This window comes from Nesterenkonia rhizosphaerae (assembly GCF_039544555.1).
Lineage (GTDB): Bacteria > Actinomycetota > Actinomycetes > Actinomycetales > Micrococcaceae > Nesterenkonia > Nesterenkonia rhizosphaerae.
The window spans coordinates 1,307,828-1,334,000 of sequence record NZ_BAABLW010000007.1 but is presented as its reverse complement, the minus strand read 5'-3'; the positions used below and the strand labels follow the sequence as shown (position 1 = coordinate 1,334,000).

Here is a 26,173-nt window from a genome sequence, read left to right as displayed (position 1 = left end):
CTTATGGCACGTTCAGCCTCGCTCTCCGGCTATCTTGAGCTTCTTCCCGAGGAGCGTCTTGTGGAGCTGCATGTGCTGGATACGCTGCGCCAGGTCTTCGAATCCCATGGTTTCGCCTCCATCGAGTCCCGGGCCGTCGAGACCATGGAGACCCTGCTGGGCAAGGGCGAAGTTGATAAAGAGGTGTACGCAGTCTCGCGCATTCACGCCGACGACGCCGCCAAAGAGTCGAAGCTGGCCCTGCACTTTGACCTGACCGTTCCCTTTGCCCGGTACGTGGTGGAGAACGCCGGATACTTGGCTTTCCCCTTCCGGCGCTACCAGATCCAGAAGGTCTGGCGCGGGGAACGACCGCAGGCCGGACGCTTTCGCGAGTTCACCCAAGCCGATGTGGACATCGTCGGCGACGGCGCCCTGCCTTTCCGCGCCGATGTGGAGTTGGCCGTCGTGATCGCACGGGCACTTGAGGCACTGAAGATCGGTGACTTCCAGCTGCGGATCAACAACCGAAAACTCTCCCAGGGCTTCTACACCGCGCTGGGGCTCCAGGACGCGCCAGCAGTGCTGCGCATAGTGGACAAGCTGGAGAAGATCGGTGCTGACCGGGTGAAGCAGGAGCTTGCTGAGACCCTGGGGGCCACTGCTGAACAGTCAGCGGCGGCCCTGGCCCTGGCGCAGATCCGCACTGAGGATGTCAGCTTCGCGGACAAAGTCCGAGCCCTTGTACCCGCTGAGGCGCCAACTGAGCTTATGGAAGAGGGTCTTGCTGAGCTCACAGAGGTGATCTCGGCTCTGAACGAGCGTGTTCCGGGGCGCGCGGTGGCCGACCTGTCCATTGCCCGCGGTCTGGACTACTACACCGGCACCGTCTATGAGACGGTGCTCTTCGGTCATGAAAGCCTGGGCTCCATCTGCTCTGGCGGACGCTATGAGTCCCTGGCAACTAAGGGCAAGAAGACCTACCCCGGCGTCGGGCTTTCTATTGGCGTGACCCGTCTGGTGTCGGCCCTGATCGGTTCTGGAGCATTGAGCGCTTCACGGTCTGTGCCTGCGGCTGTCTATGTCACTCTGCGCAGCGACGCCGACTGGAGCGCCGCTGAAGACGTGGCTGACCAGCTGCGGGCGCGGGGGATCAGTGCCGAAGTTGCCTTCAGCGCCGAGAAGTTCGGCAAGCAGATCAAATACGCCGACCGGCGCGGCATTCCCTTTGTTTGGTTCACTGACGACGAGGGCCGCCATCAGGTCAAGGACATCCGCACCGGCGAGCAGGTCGATGCCGATCCGGTGGCCTGGACTCCAGCGCCGGAGGATCTGGCACCTAGAATCATCGGTAACACTGACGCTGTCTGAACAGCTTCAGCACTAGAGTTTGTCCCGCGGGCGGCGAAAACCCGCCACGCTCTCGGCCGTTTGCAGCGGCCGCGGCCTTCACACCTGAAGAACATCACCAAAGTCTGAGAGGACACCGTGCTCCGCACACACACCACCGGCGAAATCAACGCCGAACTCATTGGCCAGACCGTCACTGTGAGCGGCTGGGTAGCACGCCGTCGTGATCACGGAGGCGTGGCGTTCTTGGACCTGCGCGATGCCGCCGGTGTTGCCCAGGTGGTAGTGCGTGAGGAAGAGGATTTTGATCCCCTGCGCAACGAGTTCGTGCTGAAGATCACCGGAACTGTGGAGCGCCGCCCAGAGGGCAACGAGAACCCGAATCTGCCCTCCGGCGAGGTGGAGATCATCGCCGATGAGGTCGTCGTCCTCAATACTGCCGCCCCGCTGCCCTTCCAGATCGACACCCACGTTGAGGTGGGCGAGGAAGCCCGACTGAAGCACCGCTATCTCGACCTGCGCCGCGAAGGTCCCGCTGCTGCGATGCGGCTGCGTTCCGAAGCCAACCGGATTGCACGCGAGGTGCTGCACGCCGAGGGTTTCACCGAAGTAGAGACCCCTACTCTGACCCGCTCGACTCCGGAGGGCGCCCGCGATTTCCTGGTGCCCGCACGCCTGGCGCCGGGATCCTGGTATGCCCTTCCGCAGTCCCCGCAGCTGTTCAAGCAGCTGCTGCAGGTCGGCGGAATTGAGAAGTACTACCAGATTGCCCGCTGCTACCGTGATGAGGACTTCCGCGCGGATCGTCAGCCCGAGTTCACCCAGTTGGACATTGAGGCCAGCTTCGTCGAGCAGGAAGACATCATCGCCCTGGCGGAAAAGATCGTCTCCAAGCTGTGGCAGCAGATCGGCGTGGAGATCACCACCCCGATCCCGCACATCACCTACCGCGAGGCCATGGCCAAGTACGGCTCGGATAAGCCGGATCTGCGCTTCGGCCTGGAGCTCACTGAGCTCACCGAGTATTTCAAGGACACCCCCTTCCGCGTCTTCAAGGCACCCTATGTGGGCGCCGTCGTCATGCCCGGCGGAGCTTCCCTGCCACGCCGCACACTGGACGCCTGGCAGGAGTGGGCCAAGCAGCGTGGCGCCAAAGGTCTGGCCTATGTCCTCATTCAGGAGGACGGCGAACTAGGCGGCCCCGTGGCCAAGAACCTTTCCGAGGCCGAGCGAGAGGGTCTGGCCGAGGCCGTGGGTGCCAAGCCCGGCGACTGCGTCTTCTTCGCCGCCGGTGAGACCACCCCCTCCCGTGCTCTGCTCGGCGCGGCCCGCAACGAGATCGCCTCCCGGGTGGGTCTCATCGAGGATGGCTCCTGGTCCTTCGTATGGGTGGTAGATGCCCCGATGTTCGAACCCGCCGCCGACGCCCAGGCAGCTGGCGACGTCGCCGTCGGATCCGGTGCCTGGACCGCGGTTCATCACGCGTTCACCGCGCCCAAGCCGGAGTTCGCGGAGACCTTCGACAGCGAACCCGGTGAAGCCCTTGCCTACGCCTACGACCTGGTGTGCAATGGCAACGAGATCGGTGGCGGCTCTATCCGTATCCATCGTCAGGATATGCAGGAGCGGGTCTTCAAGGTCATGGGCATCGCCGAGGAGGAGGCACGCGAGAAGTTCGGCTTCCTGCTCGATGCCATGAAGTTCGGGGCTCCCCCGCATGGCGGCATCGCCTTCGGTTGGGACCGCGTGGTTGCTCTGCTGGCTGGAGAGGATTCCATCCGCGAAGTCATCGCCTTCCCCAAGACCGGCGGCGGCTATGACCCGCTGACCGCCGCGCCGGCGCCTATTACAGAGCAGCAGCGCAAGGAAGCCGGCGTGGACGCCAAGCCGGAGGAGAAGCAGGCGTAACCACCGAGGGGCTGAGCAATGCACCCACTAGAGGAGGAATGGAACAACAATGCTCGATCAGGCGCTCTCCGCGCTCATCGCGTTCCTGGCCGGCACCATCCTGGCGCTGGTTCTATTCGTCCCCTTCGTCTTCATCAACTACCGCCGGCACGGCAGACTCAGTCCAACTCGGATCCTGCTGTGGGTGGCGTTCCTGGTCTACGCCATGGCGCTGTGGACCTACACGCTGCTGCCGCTGCCGGACCCGGAGCAGCTGCGCTGCACCACCGCGCAGCTACGTCCCTTCCAGTTCGTGCAGGACATCCAGGCTTATGACATCGCTGGCCCCTCAGCGGTTCTTCACAATCCGGCGGTTATTCAGGTGGCGCTGAATGTGCTGCTCTTTGTTCCCTTGGGGTTCTTCCTGAAGGCGCTATGGGGGCGGGGCATCATCACGACGACGGCGGTGGGATTCGGTCTCACGCTGTTGATCGAAACAACCCAGCTGACCGGGGTCTGGGGGATCTACCCGTGCTCCTATCGGCTCTTCGACGTTGACGATCTGCTGGCCAATACCGCAGGTGCGCTGCTGGGAGCGGCGCTAGCGGGGCTGCTGACCGCTCTGCGTCGCCGGATCTACCCGGACCGGCCCCAGAGCGTCAGCCCACGGATCACCGTTGCGCGGCGTCTGACTGGCATGGTCTGCGATGGACTGGCCATGGTCCTACTGGGCACGGCAGTGGCAGTGGCCAGCAATGCATGGCAACTCTATGTGTTGAGCAGGGACGCGGCTGAACTGGACCAAAATCTGACGCAGCAGCTCGGGCTATGGGTCCCCTTCGTCGTCGTCGGTGTTCTGACGGTGACCACCGGCAGGACGGTGGGAGATCACGCTGTACGGCTGCATTTCAGCGGAACCTGGACCGGTGCTGGGGTGCCGCTGCAGTACGCGCTGCGGTTCGTGGCCGGGATAGGAGGATTCCAGCTGCTGGGGCTGCTCTCGCCTGCGGATCTGCTGTTCGTGGTCCTCAGCGTGGTGGCCGTGTTCTTTACCCGAGATCGCAGAGGTCTCCCCGGGCTGCTCTCGGCCACCACGCTGAAGGATGACGCGGCGCAAGGTTCTTCAGAGCACGTCTAGACCTGGGTGCTGACTCTGCGCATGAATTGCTCAGCATGCAGCTTCAGCGCGGTGATCCGGTCGGCCATGAAGCGATCCGGATCGTGCTTGCCCTCGAAACTTGTGGGTTTGCGTCGTACATGCTGCGAACAGCTGAAATCAGCGTGCAGCAATGTTCCCACAGTATTGCCTGACCGCCCGGCTGCCCCTGCGCGCTTCGCTGTGAACATACGCACCCCGGTGGTCTCAGTGACATCCTCGCACCAGCTGCATAACGCTTGATTCCGACTGGCGGGGGTGACACGCAGTATCGCGCCGATGACCTGCTGGTCGACTGGCACGAATAGATACGCGCGCTGAGGTGATTTCGGGTCGCTGAAGCCCAGGTAGTCCAGCCGCTCCCATGGGACAGTTTCTAGGTCAAAGGGGACTTTGAGGCTGGTTGCTTCTTTTCGGGATGCGTTGATGAGTGCACGTGAAAGGTCTGCAGAGCGAAGTGGCTCCATGGTGGTTGTCTCCATTGTTGATTGGCTGAGTGAGGTGAAACTGGCAGTGGATAGCACAGTTCTTCAGGCATGCCGCCGGATCATTCCGGTCATGCCTGCGGGCCGTCGCTAAGGTGCGCGACGGTTCAGCCAGAGACAGTGGAGGCCATGGAGGCCGCAGACTCCTTTCAGGGCGGAGCGCCCGTCAGTACTTGTCGATGACTACAGGACATTGATACCTGCGGTCCGCTGGATATTCTAGCGCTGCCGTCAGGGATGGATCTACAATGTCAGTGCCCTGGACTACCCTTGAGTGCATGACTGCTGACCTCTTCTCTGCTGATCACGAGGATGATGATCAGCCCAGTGGCAACGCCTCTGACGCGGTAGGGCCATCCGGACGCCGTCATACCCCGCTAGCAGTGCGAATGCGGCCGCGAAGTCTTGATGAGGTAGTTGGGCAGCAGCATCTGATCAAACCTGGTTCGCCCCTACGGGTGCTCGCTGAAGGCACCTCCAGCCGGGCTGGTGCTTCCTCGGTGATCCTGTATGGCCCTCCCGGGACCGGTAAGACCACCCTGGCTCATGTCATCGCGCGCGGAGGAACACGGAAGTTCGTGGAGCTCTCCGCCATCCGCGCCGGCGTAAAGGATGTCCGCCAGGTGATGGATCAGGCTCTGACAGACCGAGACCTGCGCGGTATCACCACAGTGCTGTTTCTCGACGAGATCCATCGGTTCAATAAAGCTCAGCAGGACGCGTTGTTGCCGGGGGTGGAAAACGGCTGGGTGATCCTGGTTGCGGCCACCACAGAGAACCCGTCGTTCTCCGTAGTCGCGCCCTTGCTCTCCAGGTCCTTGCTCCTGACGCTGCAGCCGCTGACTGAAGAGGATCTTGCCTCCTTAATCGACCGGGCCATGGCTGATCCACGCGGACTCAATGATGAGTTCGAGCTCGACCACGAAGCCAAGGACCACATTCTGCGAGTCTCAGGTGGAGATGCCCGGCGAGTACTGACCACTTTGGAGGCCGCTGCCGCGGTGGCAGCAGGACGTGCTGCAGGCGCGGGGGACCTCGAGACTCGAGTCATCAGTATCACCGCAGCAGATGCCGAGCAAGCCGCCGACTTCGCCGTGCAACGCTACGACAAAGACGGTGATCAGCACTATGACATCGTCTCAGCATTCATCAAGTCCCTGCGCGGTTCAGATGTGGATGCCGCGTTGCACTATCTGGCCCGGATGATCGTGGCCGGTGAGGACCCGCGTTTCATCGCCCGACGTTTGGTGATTGCCGCCAGCGAAGAAGTCGCGATGGCGGACCCCACAGCTCTGCAGACTGCCGTCGCGGCGGCACAGGCCGTTCAGCTGATCGGAATGCCCGAGGGGCGCATCATTCTGGCCCAGGCCACGGTGCATATTGCCACAGCTCCGAAATCCAATGCCTCATATCAGGCACTAGATGCTGCCATAGCTGATGTCCGAGCAGGTAAGGGCGCGCCGGTACCGTCGCACCTGCGGGACGCCCACTATTCAGGTGCCCACCGACTGGGTCACGGCAAAGGCTATATCTACGCTCATGATGAGCCGCACCATGTGGCCACCCAGCAGTACGCCCCTGATGACCTCCAAGGCGTCAACTACTACTCCCCCTCACAGAACGGACAGGAGCGCGCCGTGGCCGAGCGTCTGGAGAAGCTGCGGCAGATCATCCGCGGCCGCTGAGCCACTATCGAAAGACAGGCTATACCCCCCCCTCAAGACGGCAACGGCCGCTCACCTGACTAGGTGAGCGGCCGTTCTCGTATAGCGGCGGGGTTTCCCCGCCCGCGGGACTAAGCGGGACTAACTCAGTGGCGTCCGGACTCGATCTCGCCTGCGCCTCCGGGAGCCGGTGCCAGACCCTTGGGTTCGTGGTGGCCGTGCTCGAGTGCTTCGAGGTACTCCTCGCGGGAGACGGGCTCCACGCGGTCCTCGAAGAACATCCGGTTCAGGCGTGCACGGGTCTTCTCTGCCAGAGTGATCTTGCCCTTGGCATTCGGACGTGCCGGAGATGGTGCCGGAGCCTCGTAGGACACCAGGCTCCATGCCTCGTACTCGCTCAGCGGCGTGTGACGCTCATGGAATTCACCATCTGCGCTGACTTCGATCACACCGGCCTCATGACCGTGGAGCACGGTCTCGCGGTCCTTGCGCTGCAGTGCCAGACAGATGCGCTTGGTGAGGATGTAGGCAATGACCGGGCCGACGAAGATCAGCACACGCGACCAGTAGGTGATGTCGTTCAGCGACAGCTGGAAGTGTGTAGCGATCAGGTCGTTGGAGCCCATGCCCCACATGATCATGTAGAAGGTCATCACTGCCATACCGACGGCGGTACGGGTGGGGGCGTTGCGCGGACGATCCAGAAGGTGGTGTTCCTTCTTATCACCGGTGATCCAGGCTTCGATCCAGGGCCAGACGAACAGGCCCAGGAACAGCAGCGCTACGGGGACCATGGGTATCAGCACCGGAAGTGCTAGGGAGTTGCCTCCCCACGGTGTCGGGATAACACGCTCCAGCGAGAAGTCCCCGATCCAGCCCGGCATCAGGCGCAGCACACCTTCGAAGGGACCGATATACCAGTCCGGCTGCGCACCGGCGGTCACTGGCGAAGGATCGTATGGCCCGTAGTTCCACAGCGCGTTGATCTGGAAGGTACCGGAGATCAGGCACAGGATGCCGAACACCACGAAGAAGAAGCCGCCGGCCTTTGCTGCGTAGACCGGTCCCACCGGGTAACCGACCACATTGCGCTCAGTACGACCGGGGCCGGGGTACTGGGTGTGCTTGTGGACGACGACCAGGAACAGGTGGACCGCGATCAGAATCAGGATCAGGGCCGGGATGATGAAGATATGCAGCGAGTACAGGCGAGGAATGACCTCGTTGCCCGGGAACTCACCACCGAAGAGGAAGAAGGAGATGTAGGTACCGACCACCGGGATGGCCTTCATCATGCCGTCGATGATTCTCAGACCGTTGCCGGAGAGCACCTCATCCGGCAGCGAGTAACCGGTGAATCCAGCTCCCAGGCCGAGAATCAGCAGAGCACAGCCGACTACCCAGTTGATCTCACGCGGCTTGCGGAACGCCCCGGTGAAGAACACGCGCAGCATGTGGACGCTCATCGCCAGGATGAACATCAGCGCGCCCCAGTGGTGCAGCTGGCGGACGAACAGACCACCGCGCACATCGAAGCTGAGCTCCAAGGCGGTGGCGTAGGCCATCGACATCTCCAGACCCTGCAGCGGCGCATAGGAGCCTGAGTAGCGGGTGGAGGCCATCGATGGATCGAACCAGAACGTCAAGAACGCTCCGGAAAGAACCACGATGATGAAGCTGTACAGGGCCACCTCACCGAACATGAAGGACCAGTGATCCGGGAAGACCTTGCGGCCGAACTCGCGGACGATACTGGTACCGCCTACGCGCTGATCGACGTAGTTGGCGATCTTGCCGGTGGGGGTTTTCGGCTGATACTTGCCGACCTCGAGGTACTGTTCCTCGGTGTACTTCTCTTTAGAGGCGCTCATGCGTTGCCACGCTCCCAGTAGGTCGGGCCGACAGGTTCAACGAAGTCACTGCGCGCCACGAGGAAGCCTTCCTCGTCCACGGTGATCGGCAGCTGCGGCAGGGGGCGTCCGGCGGGGCCGAAGACGACCTTGAACTCCTGCGAAGCGTCGAAGGTGGACTGATGGCAGGGGCACAGCAGGTGGTGGGTGTGACGCTCGTAGAGCGCCACGGGGCAGCCCACGTGGGTGCAGACCTTGGAGCATGCGATGATGCCTTCGTAGGTCCAGTCCTCGCGACCGGGAGAGACCTGCTTGAAGTCTGCAGGGTTCATACGCATCAGCAGAACGACCGATTTAGCCTTCTCCGAAAGACGCTGGCCGTGCGACTGGATCTCGCGCAGGTTCTCAGGGATCACGTGCATGGCTGAACCGATGGTGAGGTCAGCAGCGCGGATGGGAGTACCGGTGGGGTCGCGGACCAGGCGGACGCCTTCCTCCCAGATGGTGTGGCGCATCCGCTCAACACCGAAGTTCTCGCTGCGGTCGAGGTCGCGGAACATGATTACTGCCGGCAGCGGTGCCAGCAGTGCGGCGCCGATCAGCGTATTGCGCAGCAGCGGACGACGAGCGATCTGTGTCTCATCCACCACCTCGGTGAGGATCTTCTGCGCTTCTTCACGGTCAGCCTCAGCGCGCAGCGGCTTACGGTCTTCAACGACTTCGTGATCGGGCATCAGGGTCTTGGCCCAGTGGACCACACCCAGTCCGATACCCAGCATGGCGAAGGCGGAGCCCAGACCGAGCAGAGTGTTCTGCAGGCGGAGCAGCTGTAGGTCACCCTCGGTGACTCCCACGACGAAGTAGCCGATGAAGAAGACCACGGTGCCGATGATGGAGATGAGGAACAGGACTGAGACCTGGCGCTCAGCGCGCTTGGCCGCCTTCTCATCCACATCTGCGAGCCGCGGACGGTGCGGGGGCAGACCAGGGTTCTCCAGGGCGTATTTGCCTGACTCCCCCTCGCCGGCTGTGATGACGGCGCCCGACTTCGGGTCGCCGTTACCGTGCTCGCCCATATGGTTAACGTCCTTTGCTGTCATTCAGTGCGGTATTTGGTGCTTGTGATTTCTAGTGCTCAGGAGGAGCGCGAGGTCAGCCAGACCATGGAGCCGATCAGCAGTGCGAGGCCGAGAGTCCAGATCAGGAGCCCCTCTGCGACTGGTCCCATGAAGCCCAGAGAGAAACCGCCAGGAGTTCCTTGGGATTCGTAGGTCTTCAGGAAGGCGATGATGTCCCTCTTATCCTCCGGCGGAATGTTGGAGTCGTTGAAGACCGGCATGTTCTGCGGGCCGGTGGTCATAGCCTCGTAGATGTGCCGCTCCTCGACGCCGTGCAGGCTGGGGGCGTACTTACCTTCAGTCAGCGCACCGCCAGCTCCTGCTGCGTTGTGGCACATGGCGCAGTTGATGCGGAAGAGCTCTCCGCCGCGGGCTGGATCGCCCTGATCGATGTCGAGGTATTCGTCATCGGGAACTGCGGGGCCCGCGCCCAGAGAGGCAACGTAGGCAGCCAGCTGACCAGTCTGCTCATCGTTGAACTGACGAGGCTTCTGCTGGGCTTGGGGGCCCTGCATCTGCATGGGCATACGGCCGGTGCCGACCTGGAAGTCCACCGACGCTGCGCCCACGCCCACCAGGGACGGTCCGGCATCGGTACCTTCAGCGTTCATGCCGTGACATGTTGCACAGTTGGCAACGAACAGACGCTGACCCTCTTCAACATCCTCAGTGCTGTAGCCGGTGTGGACATTGGAGGCCTGCGCCTGGTTCACCGTGGTCGCTGCGGCGTAGAGCCCGCCGGTGACCAGCAGCCCCAGGAGCAGCAGTGCCACGAACGCGAACGGGTGGCGGCGCTTCTGTGAGAGTGCCTTCACGTGTGCCGGTTCCTTTTCTTCTCGGTGCGGTATTAAAGCTTGGATGGGTGCGTCGTCGAGTTAGACGAGCAGCGGCAGGATGTAGACCACGCCGAAGAGCGCAATCCACACCACGTCCACGAAGTGCCAGTAGTACGAGATGACGACGGCGGCATGCGCCTCACGGTGTGTGAACTTCACGCTGAAGTAGGCGCGTGCAATCACATAGAGGAACGCAATGAGACCACCGATCACGTGCAGGCCGTGGAAGCCAGTAGTGATGTAGAAGGCGGAGCCAAAAGCGTTGGTCTGAATAGCGACACCGTGGGAGACGAGCTCAGCAAACTCGAAGGACTGACCCGCGATGAAGATCGCTCCCATGATGAAGGACACGATGTACCACTCGACCATGCCCCAGTTCTTGAACTGCAGCAGCCCGCCAGTGCGCCGAGGCTGGTGACGCTCAGCAGCGAAGACGCCGAACTGCGCGGTCACCGAGCTGGCCACCAGGATCACGGTGATGATCGTGGCCAGAACCACGTCCAGTCGGCCGCTGTACTCTGCCCACATCTCCTGCTGAGTGGAGCGCAGAGTGAAGAACATTGCGAACAGTCCGGCGAAGAACATCAGCTCGCTGGTCAGCCACACCATGGTGCCTACGGACACCATGTTCGGCCGGTTCGGCAGCGTGCGTGCCGGTACGTTGGGGGCTTGGGTTGCAGTCGTCACAGAGACATTATGTCCTGAAATGAGACCGCTTTGCCATCGCACCGCCGGGGTGTGGCGCAACCATCGCAGCCTGTCATAGGGCTGTTCCCGCGTATTTATAAGGATGCGGCGACGGCGAGCCAGCTGAAAGTTGCACAAATATTTCTACACGTTGTCGAAGAACTCGACTCTCCCCCTCCTCCAGAGCCTGCTTCAACTGCTTATAGGCTTATGCCATGAGCGCTGAATCCTTCCCTGAGCATCTGAGCTGGCCACAACTTCTGGAGGACCTGCTGACAGGCCTCGACCTCTCTGTGGACACAGCCAGTTGGGCTATGGAACAGCTGATGAGCGGGGACCTCTCCGATGCGCAGATCGCAGGGTTCCTGCTGGCCTTGCGAGCCAAAGGTGAGACAGGTCAAGAGCTACTCGGGCTGAGCGAGACCATGATGTCGAAGGCCGAACCGATCACTGTGACCGGCCCGACATTGGACATTGTGGGTACCGGCGGGGATCGACTGGGGACTTTGAACATCTCCACTATGAGTTCTTTGGTGGCAGTGGGCGCCGGTGCTCGTGTGGTCAAACATGGCAACCGGGGCGCTTCAACCACTGCAGGCGCGGCAGATGTGATCGAGGCTTTGGGCGTGGACCTGAGCATACCCGTGGGCCGCGTTACCGAGGCCGCAGAGCAGGTGGGCATTACCTTCCTCTTCGCCCAGCAGTTCCATCCCTCGATGCGATACGTAGGGCCGGTTCGCAAGCAACTGGGAGTTCGCACGGTCTTCAACTTCTTAGGACCGCTGTCCAATCCTGCCGGGGTGTCCGCCCAGGCTCTGGGATGCGCAAGCGAAGATCTCGCGCCCAGGATGGCTGAGGCCCTTGCAGCTCGGGGTACCCGGGGCATGGTCTTCCGCGGACAGGATGGCCGGGACAAGATCACCACCTCTGCCAGCACTGATCTCTGGGAGGTCCGCGGCTCAGGGGTGACTCATCACGTCATCGATCCAGAGGACTTCGGCATCCCCCGCTGCGCCGTCGAAGATCTGCGTGGAGGTTCGGCGCAGCACAATGCCACGGTGGTTCGTTCCGTGTTAGCCGGTGAGACAGGACCGGTACGAGATGCGGTGCTGCTCAATGCCGCCGCAGGCCTCACCGCCTGGGACGAGACGGCAGAGGGCGATCTTCATCAGCGCCTGCGCCGCAATATGGCTCTGGCAGCACAGTCCCTCGATTCCGGTGCTGCTGCCGCTGTGCTGCAGCGGTGGATTGATTTCAGCCGCAGCTGATCGACACCGCAGTGATGTGACCTCAGTCTGCGTCCTCGCCGTGCCCGAAAGGATCTGGGTCTGTTCCAGGTAGCCAGGAGTTCCCCGGCACCGTCCAACCTTCCTTCTTCAGCGCTTTCTTCCAGCGTTTAGCCCATTTGGGATTTAGCCGGTTGATGTAGAGGTAGCCATCGAGGTGGTCGTACTCGTGCTGCATGATGCGCGCGAACCAGCCGGTCGCCTCAAACTGCAGCGGGTTTCCCTCCCGATCTAGGCCGATGATCTCGACATGGTCGCTACGTTTGAGCGGGTACCCGTAGCCCGGCGCGGACAGGCAGCCTTCGACTTCTTCATCCGGGTCAGGATCTTCCTGGGAGACCTTGCCGATCAGACGCAGGCGGGGATTGATCACCACGCCCCGATGAGGGACGCCGCCGGTGTCCCCGTCGTACTTCCAGTTGAAGATGCGCAGTCCCACGCCGATCTGCGGCGCAGCAAGACCCACCCCGTGCGAGGCATCAAGTGTGTCATCCATATCCGCAAGAAGTGCGCGGATCTCATCATCGATGCTCTGAACGTCCTGGGCACGGGTATGCAGCACGGGCTCGCCGTGGATCACGATCGGTCTGATGGCCATGTGTTGAATCCTATCTAGACAAGAAAGAAGCCCGCCGGTCCTCAAGACCTGGCGGGCTTCTTTCTTGGAGTCTCAGCTGATCAGTGCGCGTAGCGCTTCCGGTTGAACTCCATGACCCAACCGGTCACGAAGAAGAGACCGGGAATCAGGCCGAGGAAGAACACCCACCAGTCAATGGCCAGGCCAAAGAACAGGAAGGCAGCGGAGGCGCCGAGACCGATCGGCCACCAGCTCCAGGGAGCGAACTCCCCGTATGTGCCGGCCATATCGGCAATCTCGCCCTCAGGGTTATCACCGTCCATCACACCGTGGTGCTTGTCAGTGGAGCGCAGGTACCACCAGAGCATGAACCCCAGGCCCGCGGTCAGCAGCAGCAGCGGGAAACCCGCGAGCTCATCAAATCCGGTGACGAAACCGTAGATGAAGGCCACCACCAGACAGAACAGTCCGATGCCGCCGAAGAGTACAACGGAGGATTTCATCAGATACCTTCCTTGTCCTTCTGATCAGCCGGGCCGAAGATCTTACCGGCAGGTGAGTGCTCACTGTGACGCTCAGAGAGCTCAGGGTGGTGCAGATCCAGCGCGGGGCGCTCGGAACGGATCCGCGGCAGCGAGTAGAAGTTGTGGCGTGGCGGCGGGCAGCTGGTGGCCCACTCGAGCGATCCGCCGAAGCCCCATGGATCGTCCACAAGGACCTTCTTGCCCTTGCGGGCGGTGATCCAGACATTCCAGAAGAACGGAATCAGCGACGCACCAAGCAGCATGGAGAAGACGGTGGAGAACTGGTTCATTCCGGTGAATCCGTCCTCGACCATGTAGTCCGCGTAACGACGCGGCATACCCATCACGCCCAGCCAGTGCTGGATCATGAAGGTGCCGTGGAAGCCGATGAACAGCATCCAGAAGCTGATCTTGCCCAGCCGCTCGTTGAGCATCTTGCCGGTCCACTTCGGCCACCAGAAGTAGAAGCCAGCGAACATCGCGAAGACCACGGTGCCGAAGACCACGTAGTGGAAGTGCGCCACCACGAAGTAGGTGTCAGAGAGGTGGAAGTCCAGCGGCGGGCTGGAGAGGATGATGCCGGTGAGTCCGCCGAAGAGGAAGGTCACCAGGAAGCCGAGGCTCCAGAGCATCGGTGTCTCGAACGTCAGCGAGCCTCGCCAGAGCGTACCTATCCAGTTGAAGAATTTCACTCCCGTGGGAACGGCGATCAGCATGGTCATCAGCGCGAAGAACGGCAGCATGACGGCGCCGGTGACGTACATGTGGTGCGCCCACACGGTGACAGACAGCGCAGCAATGGCGATGGTTGCGTAGACCAGGCCCTTGTAGCCGAAGATCGGCTTGCGGCTGAAGACCGGCAGGATCTCGGAGACGATGCCGAAGAACGGCAGCGCGATGATGTACACCTCGGGGTGGCCGAAGAACCAGAACAGGTGCTGCCACAGAATGGCACCGCCGGACTCGGGATCAAAGATATGGCCGCCGAAACGACGATCAAGGGCCAAGCCGAAGAGCGCTGCAGCCAGCGGCGGGAAGGCCATGAGCACCAGGATCGAGGTGATCAGAGTGTTCCAGGTGAAGATCGGCATACGCCACATGGTCATACCGGGGGCACGCATACAGATGATGGTGGTGATGAAGTTGACGCCACCCATGATGGTGCCGAAACCGGTCAGCGCCAGGCCGAGCACCCAGAGGTCTCCACCAACACCCGGTGAATATGTGGTGTCCGATAGCGGCGCGTAGGCAAACCAGCCGAAGGAGGCTGCACCCTGAGGAGTGAGGAAGCCAGCAAGCGCCACCAGGGAGCCGAAGAGGAACAGCCAGAAGGCCAGCGCGTTCAGACGTGGGAAGGCCACATCGGGAGCACCGATCTGCAGCGGCATCATCACATTGGCGAAGCCTGCGAACAGCGGGGTGGCGAACATCAGCAGCATCACCGTGCCGTGCATGGTGAACAGCTGGTTGTACTGCTCCTTGGTCTGCAGGAACTGCATACCCGGCTCGAAGAGCTCGGCGCGAATGATCAGCGCCATCACGCCGCCAATGCAGAAGAACAGGAAGGAGCTGATCAGGTACATGTACCCGATGACCTTGTGGTCGGTAGTAGTCAGCCAGTTGACCACCACCTTGCCCTTTGAGACCGGGACAGCGCGGGAAACAGCCCGCGAATCCTCGGCGGTGTATTCAAGGGTCGTCATGCTCAGTGATCCCCTCCGGTCAGAGTCTCGCGGTCATGCAGGTTCGGGTTGCGGTTGTACTCGTCACCGAGGTGTCCCTCATCGAGAGTCTCGAGGTAGTCGACGAACTCGTCGGCTTCCACGACCTCGACGTTGAAGAGCATCTCAGAGTGGTACTCACCGCACAGCTCGGCACATTTGCCGTCGAAGCTGCCCAGCTCCTGCGGGTTCAGGTACATGTAGTTGGTACGTCCCGGGACCATGTCGCGCTTCTGCAGGAAGGCAGGCACCCAGAAGGAGTGGATGACATCACGAGACTTCAGCTCGAAAGTGATGTCATGATCCACCGGCAGATAAATAGTGGGCAGCGTCTCGCGCACGCCCTCCTCACCCGTCAGGTGGGCCTGAATGCCGGTGTCATGGACTTCGTATTCAGTGCCGTCATCGGCGGTGTAGGTGTAGTTCCAGTCCCAGGACCACTGCTTGCCGTAGACCTCGACGACGAGGTCCGGCTCGGCGTATGGCTCGTCCACTGAACGCTGGACCTGGTCGGTCCAGAAGAAGAGCACGCCCACCATGACCAGCGGCACGATGGTGTACATGATCTCCAGCGGGATGTTGTAGGCCAGCTGGCGCGGGTAGCCGGTCTCGCCCTTGCGACGGCGGTAGGCGATCATGCACCAGAGCATCAGCCCCCAGGTCAGCACGCCGACAACCAAGGCAGCGATCCAGGAATTGACCCACAGGTCGGTCAGCTCAGCGGTGTTGCTGGTGGTGTCCCGATCGCCTGGCAGCCAGCCGCGACGTGCGGGATGGTCCTCGGCGCAGGCGGTGAGCACCAGCAGCGCCACTCCGGCCAGGGCGGTTGCCTTGACCGCAGGACTGAAGCTGCCGGTTCGTTTCTGCGAACTCACAGACGGCCCTTCCTCTTCACAGATTTTGGTGTGCGAGCGATTCACGCACGTAACACTTGGGTACTGCCCCAAGACTACTACGTCTTGTAGTAGCCCGGCAGGACAGACACTCAGCGCGATCCGGGCCACACAGGCCGGTGATGAGGCACGGAAGGGCGTAGAAAACAGCGAAACCCCGCTTCTACACGCTGTAGAACAGCATGCAGAGCGGGGTTTCGCAGGAACGCGTCTCCACTGCGCCGTCGTCGTTTCATGTCACATTTGTGACGACGGCGGCCTGGCCGGCCAGGTCACTCCAGTTCGGTGGAGAGAACTCCGGCTTCAGGGCATTGTTATCAGTGGAAGGAGTCGCCGCAGGCGCAGGAGCCGCCGGCATTGGGGTTATCGATAGTGAAGCCCTGCTTGGAGATGGAGTCTTCGAAGTCGATGCTGGCACCATCGAGGTAGGGCACGCTCATCTTGTCGACGACGACCTGCACGCCGTCGAACTCGCGGAGCGCGTCGCCCTCGAGCAGGCGCTCGTCAAAGTAGAGCTGGTAGATCAGACCACTGCAGCCACCGGGCTGAACAGCCACGCGCAAGCGCAGGTCCTGACGGCCCTCCTGCTCAAGCAGGGAGGCGACCTTCTGAGCAGCCGTCTCTGACAGCTGAACCTGGTGGGTCTTGAAATCCTCCACGGCGTTGCCGCGGATCTCGGCGGTCTCGTTCACTTCCTGAGTGGGAGTGCTCATGCCTTCTTACCTTTCGCCGATGCGAATTGATGTCCTGTGCAGACTACCAACGCCTGCTGGCACAGCATCATTCCCATGCCCAGTAGACTGGCGTGGTGCTTGGACGTAGCAAAAAGACCCAGAACCAGATCCTCGACGCTGAGGCGCGCAGCGCTGCGCAGCCCGAAGCCCCCAGCCAGCCTGCCCGCAAGCTGCCGGAGAAGAAGGGGGTGCCAACACCCACCCGCCGACAGCAGGAAGCAGCGCGGAAGCGACCGCTGGTTCACAATGATCGCAAAGCAGCCCGCGCTGCCCAGCGCAAAGCCGTTCAGGACCAGCGCGCAAAGATGCGCATGGCCATGGAGACCGGCGATGAAAAGTATCTGCCTGCCCGTGACCGCGGTCCCCAGAAGCGCTTCGCGCGCGACTACGTGGACGCCCGTTGGGGCATCGGCGAGTGGCTGCTGATCGTTGTGCTGATTTTCCTCTTCGCATCCTTCCTGATGACCGAAGAAGCCCGCGCCTTGGTGGCCTTCTCCCTCTGGGCCTTGATGATCGCCGTCATCATCGAGTGCTGGTGGGTGGGCCGTCAGGTAGCCAAGCGGATTGATGCCAAGTTCGGGCGCGAGAACCGCGAACGCGGGCTGCGCTTCTACACTGCCATGCGTTCGCTGCAGATGCGCCGGCTTCGTCTGCCCAAGCCGCTGGTATCGCGCGGTCAGTACCCCAGCTAGACCCGGCCCTGCCGGCGCAGGGCTGCCAGTCCGCGGTTGATCCTGCGTACCCAGAAGGGGCCTTCATAGATCAGCGCGGTATAGCCCTGAACTAGATCTGCACCCAGCCTGAGCCGCTCAGCGACGTCTTCTGCTGTGCTGACTCCGCCTACGGAAATGATGGCGATGCTCTCCGGCAGCTTCTTTCGCAGCCGGACCAGGACTTGCTTGGAACGTTCTGCCAGCACCGGGCCGCTTAAGCCTCCCGCCCCCTTGGACTCAACATCTGCGGCGTCGGTGCGCAGACCGTCCCGGGAGATCGTGGTGTTGGTGGCGATGATGCCATCCAGTTTCAGCTCCAGGACAAGCTCGGCCACCGTATCGATATCCTCGTCGGCCAAGTCCGGGGCGATCTTCACCAGAAGCGGGACGTGTCGGCCCGCCGCGGCGTCAGCTTCCTCCCCGACGGCGCGCAGCAGCGGACGCAGCGCCTGAATATCCTGCAGCTGACGAAGCCCCGGGGTGTTCGGTGACGAGACGTTGACCACGAGATAGTCAGCTACCGGTGCCAGTGCCTTGGTCGAGACCAGATAGTCCTCAACCGCACCCTCCAGCGGCACGATCTTCGTCTTGCCGATATTGACTCCCACTACCGGCACGTGACGCCCGGCGCGCGTGAGTGCACGACGGCGTGCGCGGATCTGCTGAAGGCGCTGGCGAACAGCCGTTGCGCCGTCGTTGTTAAAACCCATCCGGTTGATCAGCGCTGCGTCCTGTACCAGGCGAAAGAGCCGAGGCTGTTCATTGCCTGGCTGAGCCTGACCGGTGACGGTGCCGATTTCAATATGCCCGAATCCCAGCTGCGCCAGCGGCAGCACTGCGGTGGCACCTTTGTCGAAGCCTGCAGCGAGCCCGAAGGGTGAGGGCCACTCCATGCCCAGCGCCTGCGTCTTCAGCACAGGATCGGGCTTGCTGAGCAGCTCAAGGACACGACCGGCACCGCTTTGGTGTGCTGCACGAAGTCCGGTCACCACAAGATGGTGGGCCCGCTCCGGGTCCATTCGAGAGAACACGTGCCGAAAGACGAACTGATAGACCGGAGCAGGGGTTGGCATGGTCTTCATCCTAGCTTGCAGATTTCGCTCAGGAGCAGTTCATAGACTGCTGCCTATGCCAGAATCTGCACCGCTCTCCCCCAGCACTGAAGCAGCGGAGTCGACGATCAGCCCGGACCACTCCAACGGGCAGCTCACAGAAGAGTTCCTGGAAGACTCACCGGCCAGGACGTGGGTGGCTGATTATCTGCCCGGATGCTCGCGCCAGTCCTTGCCCCTGGAAGCTGATGACGAGGGCCCGCTGAGTGCCACATTGGTGCGCCTTGACCAGCAGCCGGCCAGCCAAGGCGCTGCGCCAGTGCTGCAGATCCACGGCTGGTCAGACTACTTCTACAACCTGCCCATTGCCCAGAAATGGGTGGGAGCCGGACACCGCTTCTACGCCCTAGACCTGCGCAAATACGGCCGAAGTCTCCGCGCTTGGCAGAGCCCCGGGCATATTGAGGACCTGGCAGAATACGACGCCGAGATCAACGCAGCCCTGGAGGTCATCCGGGCAGAGAATCCCGATGCACCATCGCCTATTCTTCACGCTCATTCCACCGGCGGACTTATTGCCGCGCTCTATACGCAGCGCCATCCTGAATCGGTGGGGGCGCTGGTGCTTAACAGCCCGTGGCTGGAGGTTCCCGGTGATGTGGCAGCTCGGACGGCGGCCGAGGGTCTGGTTTCCCCGGTCAATGCCCTTAACCCCACCGCCACCTTGAAGCTCCCCAGGGTGGATACCTATTGGGAGTCGCTCTCGAGTCAGGCCTATGGCGAATGGCAGCTCCACCCGCTATGGCGTCCGCGCCAGCCCTTCCCTATGACAGTGGGTTGGCTGAAGGCAGTCTTCGCTGGTCATCGCCAGGTGCACAAGGGCTTGGACTTAGAGCTCCCGGTACTGGTGCTGATCTCCTCAGGCACCGTCTACCGCAGGCACTGGACTCCGGAGTACCAGGAGAACGACGGGGTGCTCGATGTGGAGCTGCTGGCCCGGCGGGCAGTGAAGCTGGGCCGCTGCGTCACAGTAGTCCGGGTGCCGCGAGCCATGCATGATGTCTTCGCCTCGGAGGAAAGCGTACGACTAAGCGCCTTTGCCGAAGTCACCCGCTGGCTGAAGGCTTACGCTCCGGTGACCTGATCGACGGCTCCACCGTAGCGACGGTCACGTTTGGCATAGATCTCAATCGCCTCCCACAGTGTGGTCCGATCAACATCTGGCCAGAGCACATCCAGGAAGACCAGCTCTGCATAGGCAGACTGCCAGAGCAGGAAATTGCTGATCCGCTGCTCCCCGGAGCTGCGCAGGAAGAGGTCGACGTCGGGCAGGTCCGGTTCATCCAGATACGCAGCGACTGTAGCTTCACGGATATGTTTGGGGTTGATCTCGCCGCGGGCCGCCCGCTCAGCGATCCGGCGGACCGCGTCGGTGATCTCGGCGCGTCCGCCGTAATTGACGCACATGGTCAGCGTGCAGCGGGTGTTCTCCTTGGTCAGCTCTTCTGCTGCTTCCAGCTCTTTGATCACTGATCGCCAGAGTTTAGGGCGGCGTCCGTTCCAGCGGATGCGCACTCCCCAGGAATGGAGCACATCGCGCTGGCGACGCAGCACATTGCGCGAGTAGCTCATAATGAAGCGCACCTCTTCCGGTGAACGCTTCCAGTTCTCAGTGGAGAATCCATAGACGCTGACATGCTTGACGCCGGCTTCGATGGCCCCGGCGACGACCTCCATCAGCGAATGCTCGCCTGCCCGGTGGCCTTCGGTCCGCGGAAGCCCACGCTGGTTGGCCCACCGTCCGTTTCCGTCCATCACTACCGCCACATGTCCTGGAATCAGTTCTGCGGGCAGTGCCGGCGGCTGCGCTCCCTCTGGGTGCGGCCAGGGATCGGCGTAGTTGTCGGGGCCAAAGCTGTGGTGCGTCATCGTCTTCATTCTCTCAGGCGGTGAGCATTGCGGAGCACTGGATCAGCGCAGCGTGTTCAGTGAGGTCAGCCGGCGCTCCAAGTGGTGCTGCGCGTAGTCAGATGCCACTGCTACGGCCTCATGTCTGATATCTGCTGAGACTCCGGTGGTGTGTTCCCATGCCCCGTGCTGCAGGGCATGGAGGAACTCTGCAGTTCCTGCCGGGATGGTGCGGCTGCCTGGTGGTCGACAGTCGGCGCATACGGGTCCCCCGGCTCCGGAATGGAATCCGAGGTGCCCGCCGGGTGCACCGCAGGAGACACAGGCCGACCAGGTCACCGCCCATCCGGCCGCGCTCAGGGAGCGCAACAGGTATGAGCTCAGGATCAGGTCCGGGGCATGGGCATCACGGGCCAGTGCCGCAAGAGCCCCGTGGAGCAGGTCGAACTGCGGTCCGCTGCTTCCTGCGTTGCGGTGGCCGCCCCGGCGCGGGTCCCCCGCAGTGGATCCGCTAGGCAGAACGACGTCGTGTTCAGCGATCCGTTCAGCAGCCTCGGCCATCGCGCTGGCCGCCATGTACTTCTCGTAGTCTGCTGCGATCACGGTCCCGTAGGCGGCCCGGCCTTGAGCCTGGGTGATGATCTCTAGGCTGCGTCCGTGGACGAACTGGACATCGGCCATCATGAACGGTTCAAGGGTGGCGCCGAACTTTGACGTTGTCCGGCGCACGCCCTTGGCAACCCCGCGGATTAGTCCGTTGAACGCGGTCAGCACGGTAATAATCCGGTCAGCCTCGCCCAACTTTTGGGTGCGCAGAACTATCGCAAGATCACGGTAGCTGCGCGAGGCGAAGGTGGAACCGGCCATGAGGCCTAAGACTACTCCTGGCAGTGCTTAAGCATCACGAATGGCGCGGTTGACCGCGGAGATCACCGCCTGCAGCGAAGCCAGAGTGGTGTTGTGATCAAGGCCCACACCCCAGAGAACACGTTCGCCGATGGCAAGCTCCACGAAGCTGGCTGCCTGGGCATCGCCGCCCTGGCTCATCGCATGCTCGGTGTAGTCCAGCAGTCGGACGTCCACACCTTCCTCGGCGAAGATCTGCAGCAGTGCTGCGATCGGACCATTGGCCTCGGCGTGCTTGGTGCGCACGCTGCCACCGGATTTCAGTTCCACCTCCATGGAGAACTCGCCAGCGGCAGTGGATGAGGTGTTGACCTCTCCCAGCCGGTAGTAGCCCCACTGGCGGTCCTCGGCATCCACCGGAAGGTATTCGTCCTGGAACATCCGCCAGATCTCTGCTGGGGAGACCTCTCCCCCGCCGTCGTCGGCCCGGCGCTGGATCACCCCGGAGAACTCCACCTGTGCCCGGCGCGGCAGATCAATGCCGTGTTCGGTCTTCAGCACATAAGCCACCCCGCCCTTGCCGGACTGGGAGTTCACACGGATCACCGCTTCATAGCTGCGCCCGATGTCTTTGGGATCGATGGGCAGGTACGGCACGGCCCAGGTGATCTCATCGCGGTCTGCGCCCAGTGCCTCGGCCCGGGCATCCATATGGTCGAAGCCCTTCTTGATGGCGTCCTGGTGGGAGCCGGAGAAGGCGGTGAAGACCAAATCCCCACCATAGGGTGAACGCTCGGGCACTGGCATCTGATTGCAGTACTCCACGGTGCGGCGGATCTCGTCCATATTGCGGAAGTCGATTTCCGGGTCGACTCCCTGGCTGAAGAGGTTCATGCCCAGGGTGATCAGGTCCACGTTACCGGTGCGTTCACCGTTGCCGAAGAGGCAGCCCTCAATCCGGTCTGCCCCGGCCAGGTAGCCCAGCTCGGCGGCCGCAACCCCGGTGCCGCGGTCATTATGCGGGTGCAGGGAGAGGATGATGGAGTCCCGGTTGCGCAGATTGCGATGCATCCACTCGATGGAATCGGCGTAGACGTTCGGGGTGGCCATCTCCACGGTGGCCGGCAGGTTGACGATCACCGGCTTCTCCGGGGTGGCCCCGAAGATCTCCACAACCTCATCAGAGATATGCGCGGCGAAGTCCAGCTCCGTGCCGGTGAATGACTCTGGCGAGTACTGATAGACGATCTGCGTGTTGTGGGTGAGGTTCTCCTCGAACTTCTTGCACAGCCTTGCCCCACTGGTGGCGATATCGACGATGCCGTCCTTGTCCTGTTTGAACACCACTTCCCGCTGCAGTACCGAAGTGGAGTTGTACAGGTGGACGATGGCGCGCGGGGCGCCGTCGATCGCTTCAAAAGTTCGCTCAATCAGGTGTTCGCGGGACTGCGTGAGCACCTGGATGTAGACATCCTCAGGGATCTTGTTCTGCTCGATGAGCTGACGCACGAAGTCGAAGTCAGTCTGCGAGGCCGAGGGGAAGCCCACTTCGATCTCTTTGTAGCCCATGGCTACCAACAGATCGAACATCCGGTGCTTGCGTTCAGGGCTCATCGGATCGATCAGTGCTTGGTTGCCGTCGCGCAGATCCACGGCGCACCAGCGCGGCGCTTTGCTGATGACCTTGTCCGGCCAGGTGCGGTCCGGCAGCGTGACGCTGATCTGGTCCTGGAAAGGGGTGTACCGCTGGTAGGACATCTGGGAGGGCTTCTGGAGCTTTCGCATGGATCTTCCTTCAGGTGAGAGGTGAAGTTCAGTGTCTGCGGGGCCGATGAACCGGTGAGTGACCGGTGACTCCGCAGCGGGGATTCGACCTGGAAGATTGCCCGCGGTGTGCTACTCGCGCACAAGCTCTTCCCCGCTGCGGCGGAGAAGCTCTAGTAGTAGTGCGCTGTGATGAATGCTCTGCACGTGTGAGAACCTAGCACGGGCGACGACGCCGAGAAACTCCCCTGCCCAGCCGGTCCAGGATGTGGACAGCCCCCGGCGGGACTAGCTCAGAACCCCAGGCGGTTGAGCTTCTTGGCATCGCGCTGCCACTCTTTGGTGACCTTGACATGCAGGTTCAAATACACCGGGGTGCCCAGGAGCTTCTTGATGCCTTCTCGCGCCTGACTGCCGATGGCCTTCAGCCGTGAGCCGCCGCGACCGATAATGATGGCCTTCTGCGAATCGCGCTCCACGTGGATGGTGGCGTGGACATCCAGCAATGGCTTGTCCTCGGGCCGGTCCTCACGCGGCAGCATTTCCTCCACGGTGACGGCTATGGAGTGCGGCAGCTCATCACGCACGTCTTCGAGGGCGGCTTCGCGGATCAGCTCAGCGATCATCACGGTTTCTGGTTCATCGGTGAGTTCGCCGGTGGGATACAGCGGCGGGGACTTCGGCATCATGGCAATGAGTTCCTCAGCCACCACCTCGACCTGCTTGCCTTCGACGGCGGAGACCGGAATGATCGCGGCGAAGCCTTCAGCCTGTTTTCCCTCTTTGGCCAGGTGTTCCCGCCCGAGCTGGTCTACGGCGATGAGTTGTTCAGGGAGTTGATCGCGTCCAACTTTGTCGGTTTTGGTCACCAGGGCCACCACCGGCTTATGCGAGACTTTGGCAAGTTGGGAGGCAATGAACTTGTCTCCGGGTCCGATCTTCTCATCGGCTGGGAGGCAGAAGCCCACGACGTCGACCTCGCTCAGGGTGTCGATGACCAAATCGTTGAGTCGGCTGCCCAGCAGGGTCCGCGGCCTATGCAGACCGGGGGTGTCCACCAGCACTAATTGGGCATTCTCACGGTGCACAATGCCACGGATGGTGTGCCGGGTGGTCTGCGGCTTGGAGGAGGTAATAGCAACCTTCTCGCCCACCAGGGCGTTAGTCAGCGTGGACTTCCCTGCATTGGGGCGACCCACAAAGCTGGCAAATCCCGCTCGGTAGTCCTCGCCGTATTCGGGGAACAGCGACGCCGCTGAAGCCGGATCGGTGGTCTCATACTCGCTCATGGGCGTACTCCTCATGCAGGGAAGGTTGTTCGTCTTCAGTGCCGACGCCGCCTCTGGCGCCGCGATACTCCTCTACTTCCCAGGCCAGCACATGGCTGACCCGGTTGCGCCGGCCGGTGAGACGGTCAGCGCGCAGCACCACGCTGCTGGACTCCTTGCGCCCGCGGATCTGGACCTCGGATCCGGCGATGGGCACTCGCCCTAGAGCTTTGGCCAGCAGTCCGCCAAGGGTATCTACTTCTTCCTCGTCCTGGAGATCGAGGTCGTAGAGTTCAGCAAAGTCATCAATGCTCATTCGTGCCGAAAGCCGACGCTGACCGTCCTCGAGGTCCTCGATCTCGGCGTCCTCGTGGTCATATTCATCCACGATTTCACCGACCAGCTCTTCGATCAGGTCCTCCAGTGTGACCAGGCCTGCGGTGCCGCCGTACTCGTCGATCACCACCGCCACATGGGTGGACTCGCGTTGAAGTTCGGAGAGCAGTTCGCTGACTGGTTTGGATTCGGGCACATAGCGAACATCACGCTGGAGCTCTTCAACGGCGATGGCGGTGGAGTCCCGACCGGCAAAGGCCTGTGGTGCCCTGCCGATGCGCATCATGTGCTCTAAGAAGGCCACGTCTTTGAGGTAGACCATTCCGGTGATGTCATCAGCAGACCCTCTGGTGACCGGCACCCGGGAGTAGCCGGAGCCGAGGAAGAGCATCATGGCCTCTTCCAGGCTGGCGTCGGCGGCTACGGTGACCATATCGGTGCGCGGGACCATCACCGCGCGCACACGGGTGGCGGAGAAATCGAAGACCGACTGCAGCAGCTCGGCTTCGCTGTCTTCAATCAGGTCCGATTCGTTGGCTCGGGCCACGAACTCGCGGAGCTCGTCGTCGTCGAAGAATCCCTGGTCCGCTCCTGCGGTCCCCGGCAGCAGCTTCGCCCCCATTCGGGACAGCCACTCCGGCAGGGGGCCTAGGCTCAGCCGCAAGCCGCGGACCATACGGGCGGTGGTTGCGGAAATCAGCAGATGGTGGGCACGCCCGATCTTCCGCGGGGAAATCGCAGCGCTGACCAGCCCAGAGACAGCGAGGGCGACGGCGGCCACCACCGCTCCGAGCACCAGCTCACCTATGGCAAGCACGGCAGTGACAGTGGTCAGCACCACCACGGCGGTAGTCAGCACCCATCGCCAGGACTGCAGCGCCAGGGTATGTGGCACCGGATCGGCCAGGATCCGTTCCACCGCGCGGGAACCGTGACGCTGGGCGATGTCCTCCGCCTCGCGTCGGCTCAGGCGGATGAAAGCGGCCTCAGCGGTGGACAGCAGGAAGGCAAGCACTGCAGCGGTCACCGCAGCCAAGATCAGTATCGTGATGGTCATGATCAGTCAGTAGTGGGCACAGGAGCTTCCCTGCCCAAAAACTGCTCGAGGAGCTGCTTCTGCAGCCCGAACATCTGCGCGCGCTCGGCGGCGTCGTCGTGATCATAGCCCAGCAGATGCAGTACCCCGTGGGTGGTCAGCAGGCATAGCTCATCGGTGATGGAGTGTCCTGCGGCTTCGGCCTGGGCCTGGGCCACTGCCAGGCAGAGCACGATATCGCCGAGGGTACCTTCGCTGACCGGAGCTTCGGGACTCCCCGGACGAAGTTCATCCATCGGGAAACTCATCACATCGGTGGCGCCGGGCAAGTCCATCCACTCCAGGTGGAGGCGCTCCATTTCTGCTTCGTCCACCAGGCTCAGAGACAGCTCCACGGCTGCGCTCAAGCCCAGCTGCGCGTAGAGGTAGGCGGTGAGATCGGTCAGCTCCGCAAGATCCTCAGCGCTGACCAGACCGGAGGCTGAGACATCTTCAATGCTGAT

24 protein-coding genes are annotated in these 26,173 nt (G+C 62.2%); 7 read left to right on the top strand and 17 right to left on the bottom strand.

From position 1 onward, the window contains the following. The first annotated feature begins 3 nt into the window (after positions 1–3). The 3 genes from hisS (at position 4) to ABEA23_RS11975 (ending at position 4,354) form a co-directional block, all read left to right on the top strand. Complete coding sequence (gene hisS, locus ABEA23_RS11985) at positions 4–1,350, top strand: histidine--tRNA ligase (RefSeq protein ID WP_345478241.1); 1,347 nt, start codon at positions 4–6, stop codon at positions 1,348–1,350. 117 nt (positions 1,351–1,467) lie between these two features. Further along, complete coding sequence (gene aspS, locus ABEA23_RS11980; RefSeq protein ID WP_345478240.1) at positions 1,468–3,237, top strand: aspartate--tRNA ligase; 1,770 nt, start codon at positions 1,468–1,470, stop codon at positions 3,235–3,237. 49 nt (positions 3,238–3,286) lie between these two features. Next, entirely contained in the window at positions 3,287–4,354 is a 1,068-nt protein-coding gene (locus ABEA23_RS11975; protein ID WP_345478239.1) for a VanZ family protein, read from the top strand. Here ABEA23_RS11975 and ABEA23_RS11970 read toward each other — a convergent pair. Then, the gene (locus ABEA23_RS11970) at positions 4,351–4,854 is read right to left on the bottom strand and encodes an FBP domain-containing protein (protein WP_345478238.1); all 504 of its coding nucleotides are present in this window, start codon (positions 4,852–4,854) and stop codon (positions 4,351–4,353) included. The two genes, ABEA23_RS11975 and ABEA23_RS11970, sit on opposite strands and share 4 nt — an antisense overlap. A gap of 281 nt (positions 4,855–5,135) precedes the next feature. Between ABEA23_RS11970 and ABEA23_RS11965 the strand changes: the two genes are divergently transcribed. After that, positions 5,136–6,542, top strand: a complete 1,407-nt coding sequence (locus tag ABEA23_RS11965; protein ID WP_345478237.1) for a replication-associated recombination protein A — start codon at positions 5,136–5,138, stop codon at positions 6,540–6,542. A gap of 125 nt (positions 6,543–6,667) precedes the next feature. Here the strand turns inward: ABEA23_RS11965 and qcrB are convergent, their stop codons facing one another. Genes qcrB through ctaE form a run of 4 tightly spaced genes read right to left on the bottom strand, consistent with a single transcriptional unit; the run spans position 6,668 to position 11,012 of the window. Beyond that, positions 6,668–8,392, bottom strand: coding sequence for a cytochrome bc1 complex cytochrome b subunit (gene qcrB / locus ABEA23_RS11960; protein WP_345478236.1), 1,725 nt, complete (start codon positions 8,390–8,392; stop codon positions 6,668–6,670). Next, positions 8,389–9,447: a cytochrome bc1 complex Rieske iron-sulfur subunit gene (gene qcrA / locus ABEA23_RS11955; RefSeq protein ID WP_345478235.1), complete on the bottom strand. Its 1,059-nt coding sequence runs from the start codon at positions 9,445–9,447 to the stop codon at positions 8,389–8,391. Before qcrA ends, qcrB begins: the two co-directional genes overlap by 4 nt. Before the next feature lie 59 nt (positions 9,448–9,506). After that, positions 9,507–10,304, bottom strand: coding sequence for a cytochrome bc1 complex diheme cytochrome c subunit (gene qcrC / locus ABEA23_RS11950; protein ID WP_345478234.1), 798 nt, complete (start codon positions 10,302–10,304; stop codon positions 9,507–9,509). A 60-nt stretch (positions 10,305–10,364) separates the two neighbouring features. Beyond that, on the bottom strand, positions 10,365–11,012 hold the full coding sequence (ctaE, locus tag ABEA23_RS11945; protein ID WP_345478233.1) for an aa3-type cytochrome oxidase subunit III: 648 nt from the start codon (positions 11,010–11,012) through the stop codon (positions 10,365–10,367). A 215-nt stretch (positions 11,013–11,227) separates the two neighbouring features. Between ctaE and trpD the strand changes: the two genes are divergently transcribed. Then, positions 11,228–12,280 carry an anthranilate phosphoribosyltransferase gene (trpD, locus tag ABEA23_RS11940; protein ID WP_345478232.1) on the top strand — a complete coding sequence of 351 codons (1,053 nt, stop codon included), beginning with the start codon at positions 11,228–11,230 and terminating at the stop codon, positions 12,278–12,280. Between the two features lie 22 nt (positions 12,281–12,302). On the opposite strand, the gene def is transcribed toward trpD, so the two are convergent. The 5 genes from def to ABEA23_RS11915 all read right to left on the bottom strand — a co-directional run bounded on the left by def (position 12,303) and on the right by ABEA23_RS11915 (position 16,726). Then, a complete protein-coding gene (def, locus tag ABEA23_RS11935; protein WP_345478231.1) occupies positions 12,303–12,896 on the bottom strand; it encodes a peptide deformylase in 594 nt (197 codons plus the stop codon). An 80-nt stretch (positions 12,897–12,976) separates the two neighbouring features. Further along, a complete protein-coding gene (locus tag ABEA23_RS11930) occupies positions 12,977–13,378 on the bottom strand; it encodes a cytochrome c oxidase subunit 4 (RefSeq protein WP_345478230.1) in 402 nt (133 codons plus the stop codon). Continuing rightward, complete coding sequence (ctaD, locus tag ABEA23_RS11925; RefSeq protein ID WP_345478229.1) at positions 13,378–15,102, bottom strand: aa3-type cytochrome oxidase subunit I; 1,725 nt, start codon at positions 15,100–15,102, stop codon at positions 13,378–13,380. The genes ABEA23_RS11930 and ctaD overlap by 1 nt, the downstream gene beginning before the upstream one ends. A 2-nt stretch (positions 15,103–15,104) precedes the next feature. Further along, on the bottom strand, positions 15,105–15,995 hold the full coding sequence (ctaC, locus tag ABEA23_RS11920) for an aa3-type cytochrome oxidase subunit II (RefSeq protein WP_345478228.1): 891 nt from the start codon (positions 15,993–15,995) through the stop codon (positions 15,105–15,107). Between the two features lie 335 nt (positions 15,996–16,330). After that, the gene (locus tag ABEA23_RS11915; protein ID WP_044492753.1) at positions 16,331–16,726 is read right to left on the bottom strand and encodes a HesB/IscA family protein; all 396 of its coding nucleotides are present in this window, start codon (positions 16,724–16,726) and stop codon (positions 16,331–16,333) included. A gap of 95 nt (positions 16,727–16,821) precedes the next feature. Between ABEA23_RS11915 and ABEA23_RS11910 the strand changes: the two genes are divergently transcribed. Further along, on the top strand, positions 16,822–17,439 hold the full coding sequence (locus ABEA23_RS11910) for a DUF3043 domain-containing protein (RefSeq protein WP_345478227.1): 618 nt from the start codon (positions 16,822–16,824) through the stop codon (positions 17,437–17,439). On the opposite strand, the gene ABEA23_RS11905 is transcribed toward ABEA23_RS11910, so the two are convergent. Then, a complete protein-coding gene (locus ABEA23_RS11905; protein ID WP_345478226.1) occupies positions 17,436–18,533 on the bottom strand; it encodes a quinone-dependent dihydroorotate dehydrogenase in 1,098 nt (365 codons plus the stop codon). The genes ABEA23_RS11910 and ABEA23_RS11905 overlap by 4 nt on opposite strands. Before the next feature lie 55 nt (positions 18,534–18,588). On the opposite strand from ABEA23_RS11905, the gene ABEA23_RS11900 reads away from it, so the two are divergent. Then, positions 18,589–19,656, top strand: a complete 1,068-nt coding sequence (locus ABEA23_RS11900) for an alpha/beta hydrolase (protein ID WP_345478225.1) — start codon at positions 18,589–18,591, stop codon at positions 19,654–19,656. Here ABEA23_RS11900 and ABEA23_RS11895 read toward each other — a convergent pair. The 6 genes from ABEA23_RS11895 to ybeY all read right to left on the bottom strand — a co-directional run bounded on the left by ABEA23_RS11895 (position 19,638) and on the right by ybeY (position 26,173). Beyond that, the gene (locus ABEA23_RS11895) at positions 19,638–20,441 is read right to left on the bottom strand and encodes an isoprenyl transferase (protein WP_345478224.1); all 804 of its coding nucleotides are present in this window, start codon (positions 20,439–20,441) and stop codon (positions 19,638–19,640) included. The genes ABEA23_RS11900 and ABEA23_RS11895 overlap by 19 nt on opposite strands. 42 nt (positions 20,442–20,483) lie before the next feature. Beyond that, on the bottom strand, positions 20,484–21,287 hold the full coding sequence (gene recO / locus ABEA23_RS11890; RefSeq protein WP_345478223.1) for a DNA repair protein RecO: 804 nt from the start codon (positions 21,285–21,287) through the stop codon (positions 20,484–20,486). Positions 21,288–21,314: 27 nt separating this feature from the next. Continuing rightward, positions 21,315–23,051 carry a 2-isopropylmalate synthase gene (gene leuA, locus ABEA23_RS11885; RefSeq protein WP_345478222.1) on the bottom strand — a complete coding sequence of 579 codons (1,737 nt, stop codon included), beginning with the start codon at positions 23,049–23,051 and terminating at the stop codon, positions 21,315–21,317. A 272-nt stretch (positions 23,052–23,323) separates the two neighbouring features. Further along, on the bottom strand, positions 23,324–24,319 hold the full coding sequence (era, locus tag ABEA23_RS11880; protein WP_345478221.1) for a GTPase Era: 996 nt from the start codon (positions 24,317–24,319) through the stop codon (positions 23,324–23,326). Continuing rightward, a complete protein-coding gene (locus ABEA23_RS11875) occupies positions 24,306–25,691 on the bottom strand; it encodes a CBS domain-containing protein (protein ID WP_345478220.1) in 1,386 nt (461 codons plus the stop codon). Before ABEA23_RS11875 ends, era begins: the two co-directional genes overlap by 14 nt. Before the next feature lie 2 nt (positions 25,692–25,693). After that, positions 25,694–26,173 carry an rRNA maturation RNase YbeY gene (gene ybeY / locus ABEA23_RS11870; RefSeq protein WP_345478672.1) on the bottom strand — a complete coding sequence of 160 codons (480 nt, stop codon included), beginning with the start codon at positions 26,171–26,173 and terminating at the stop codon, positions 25,694–25,696.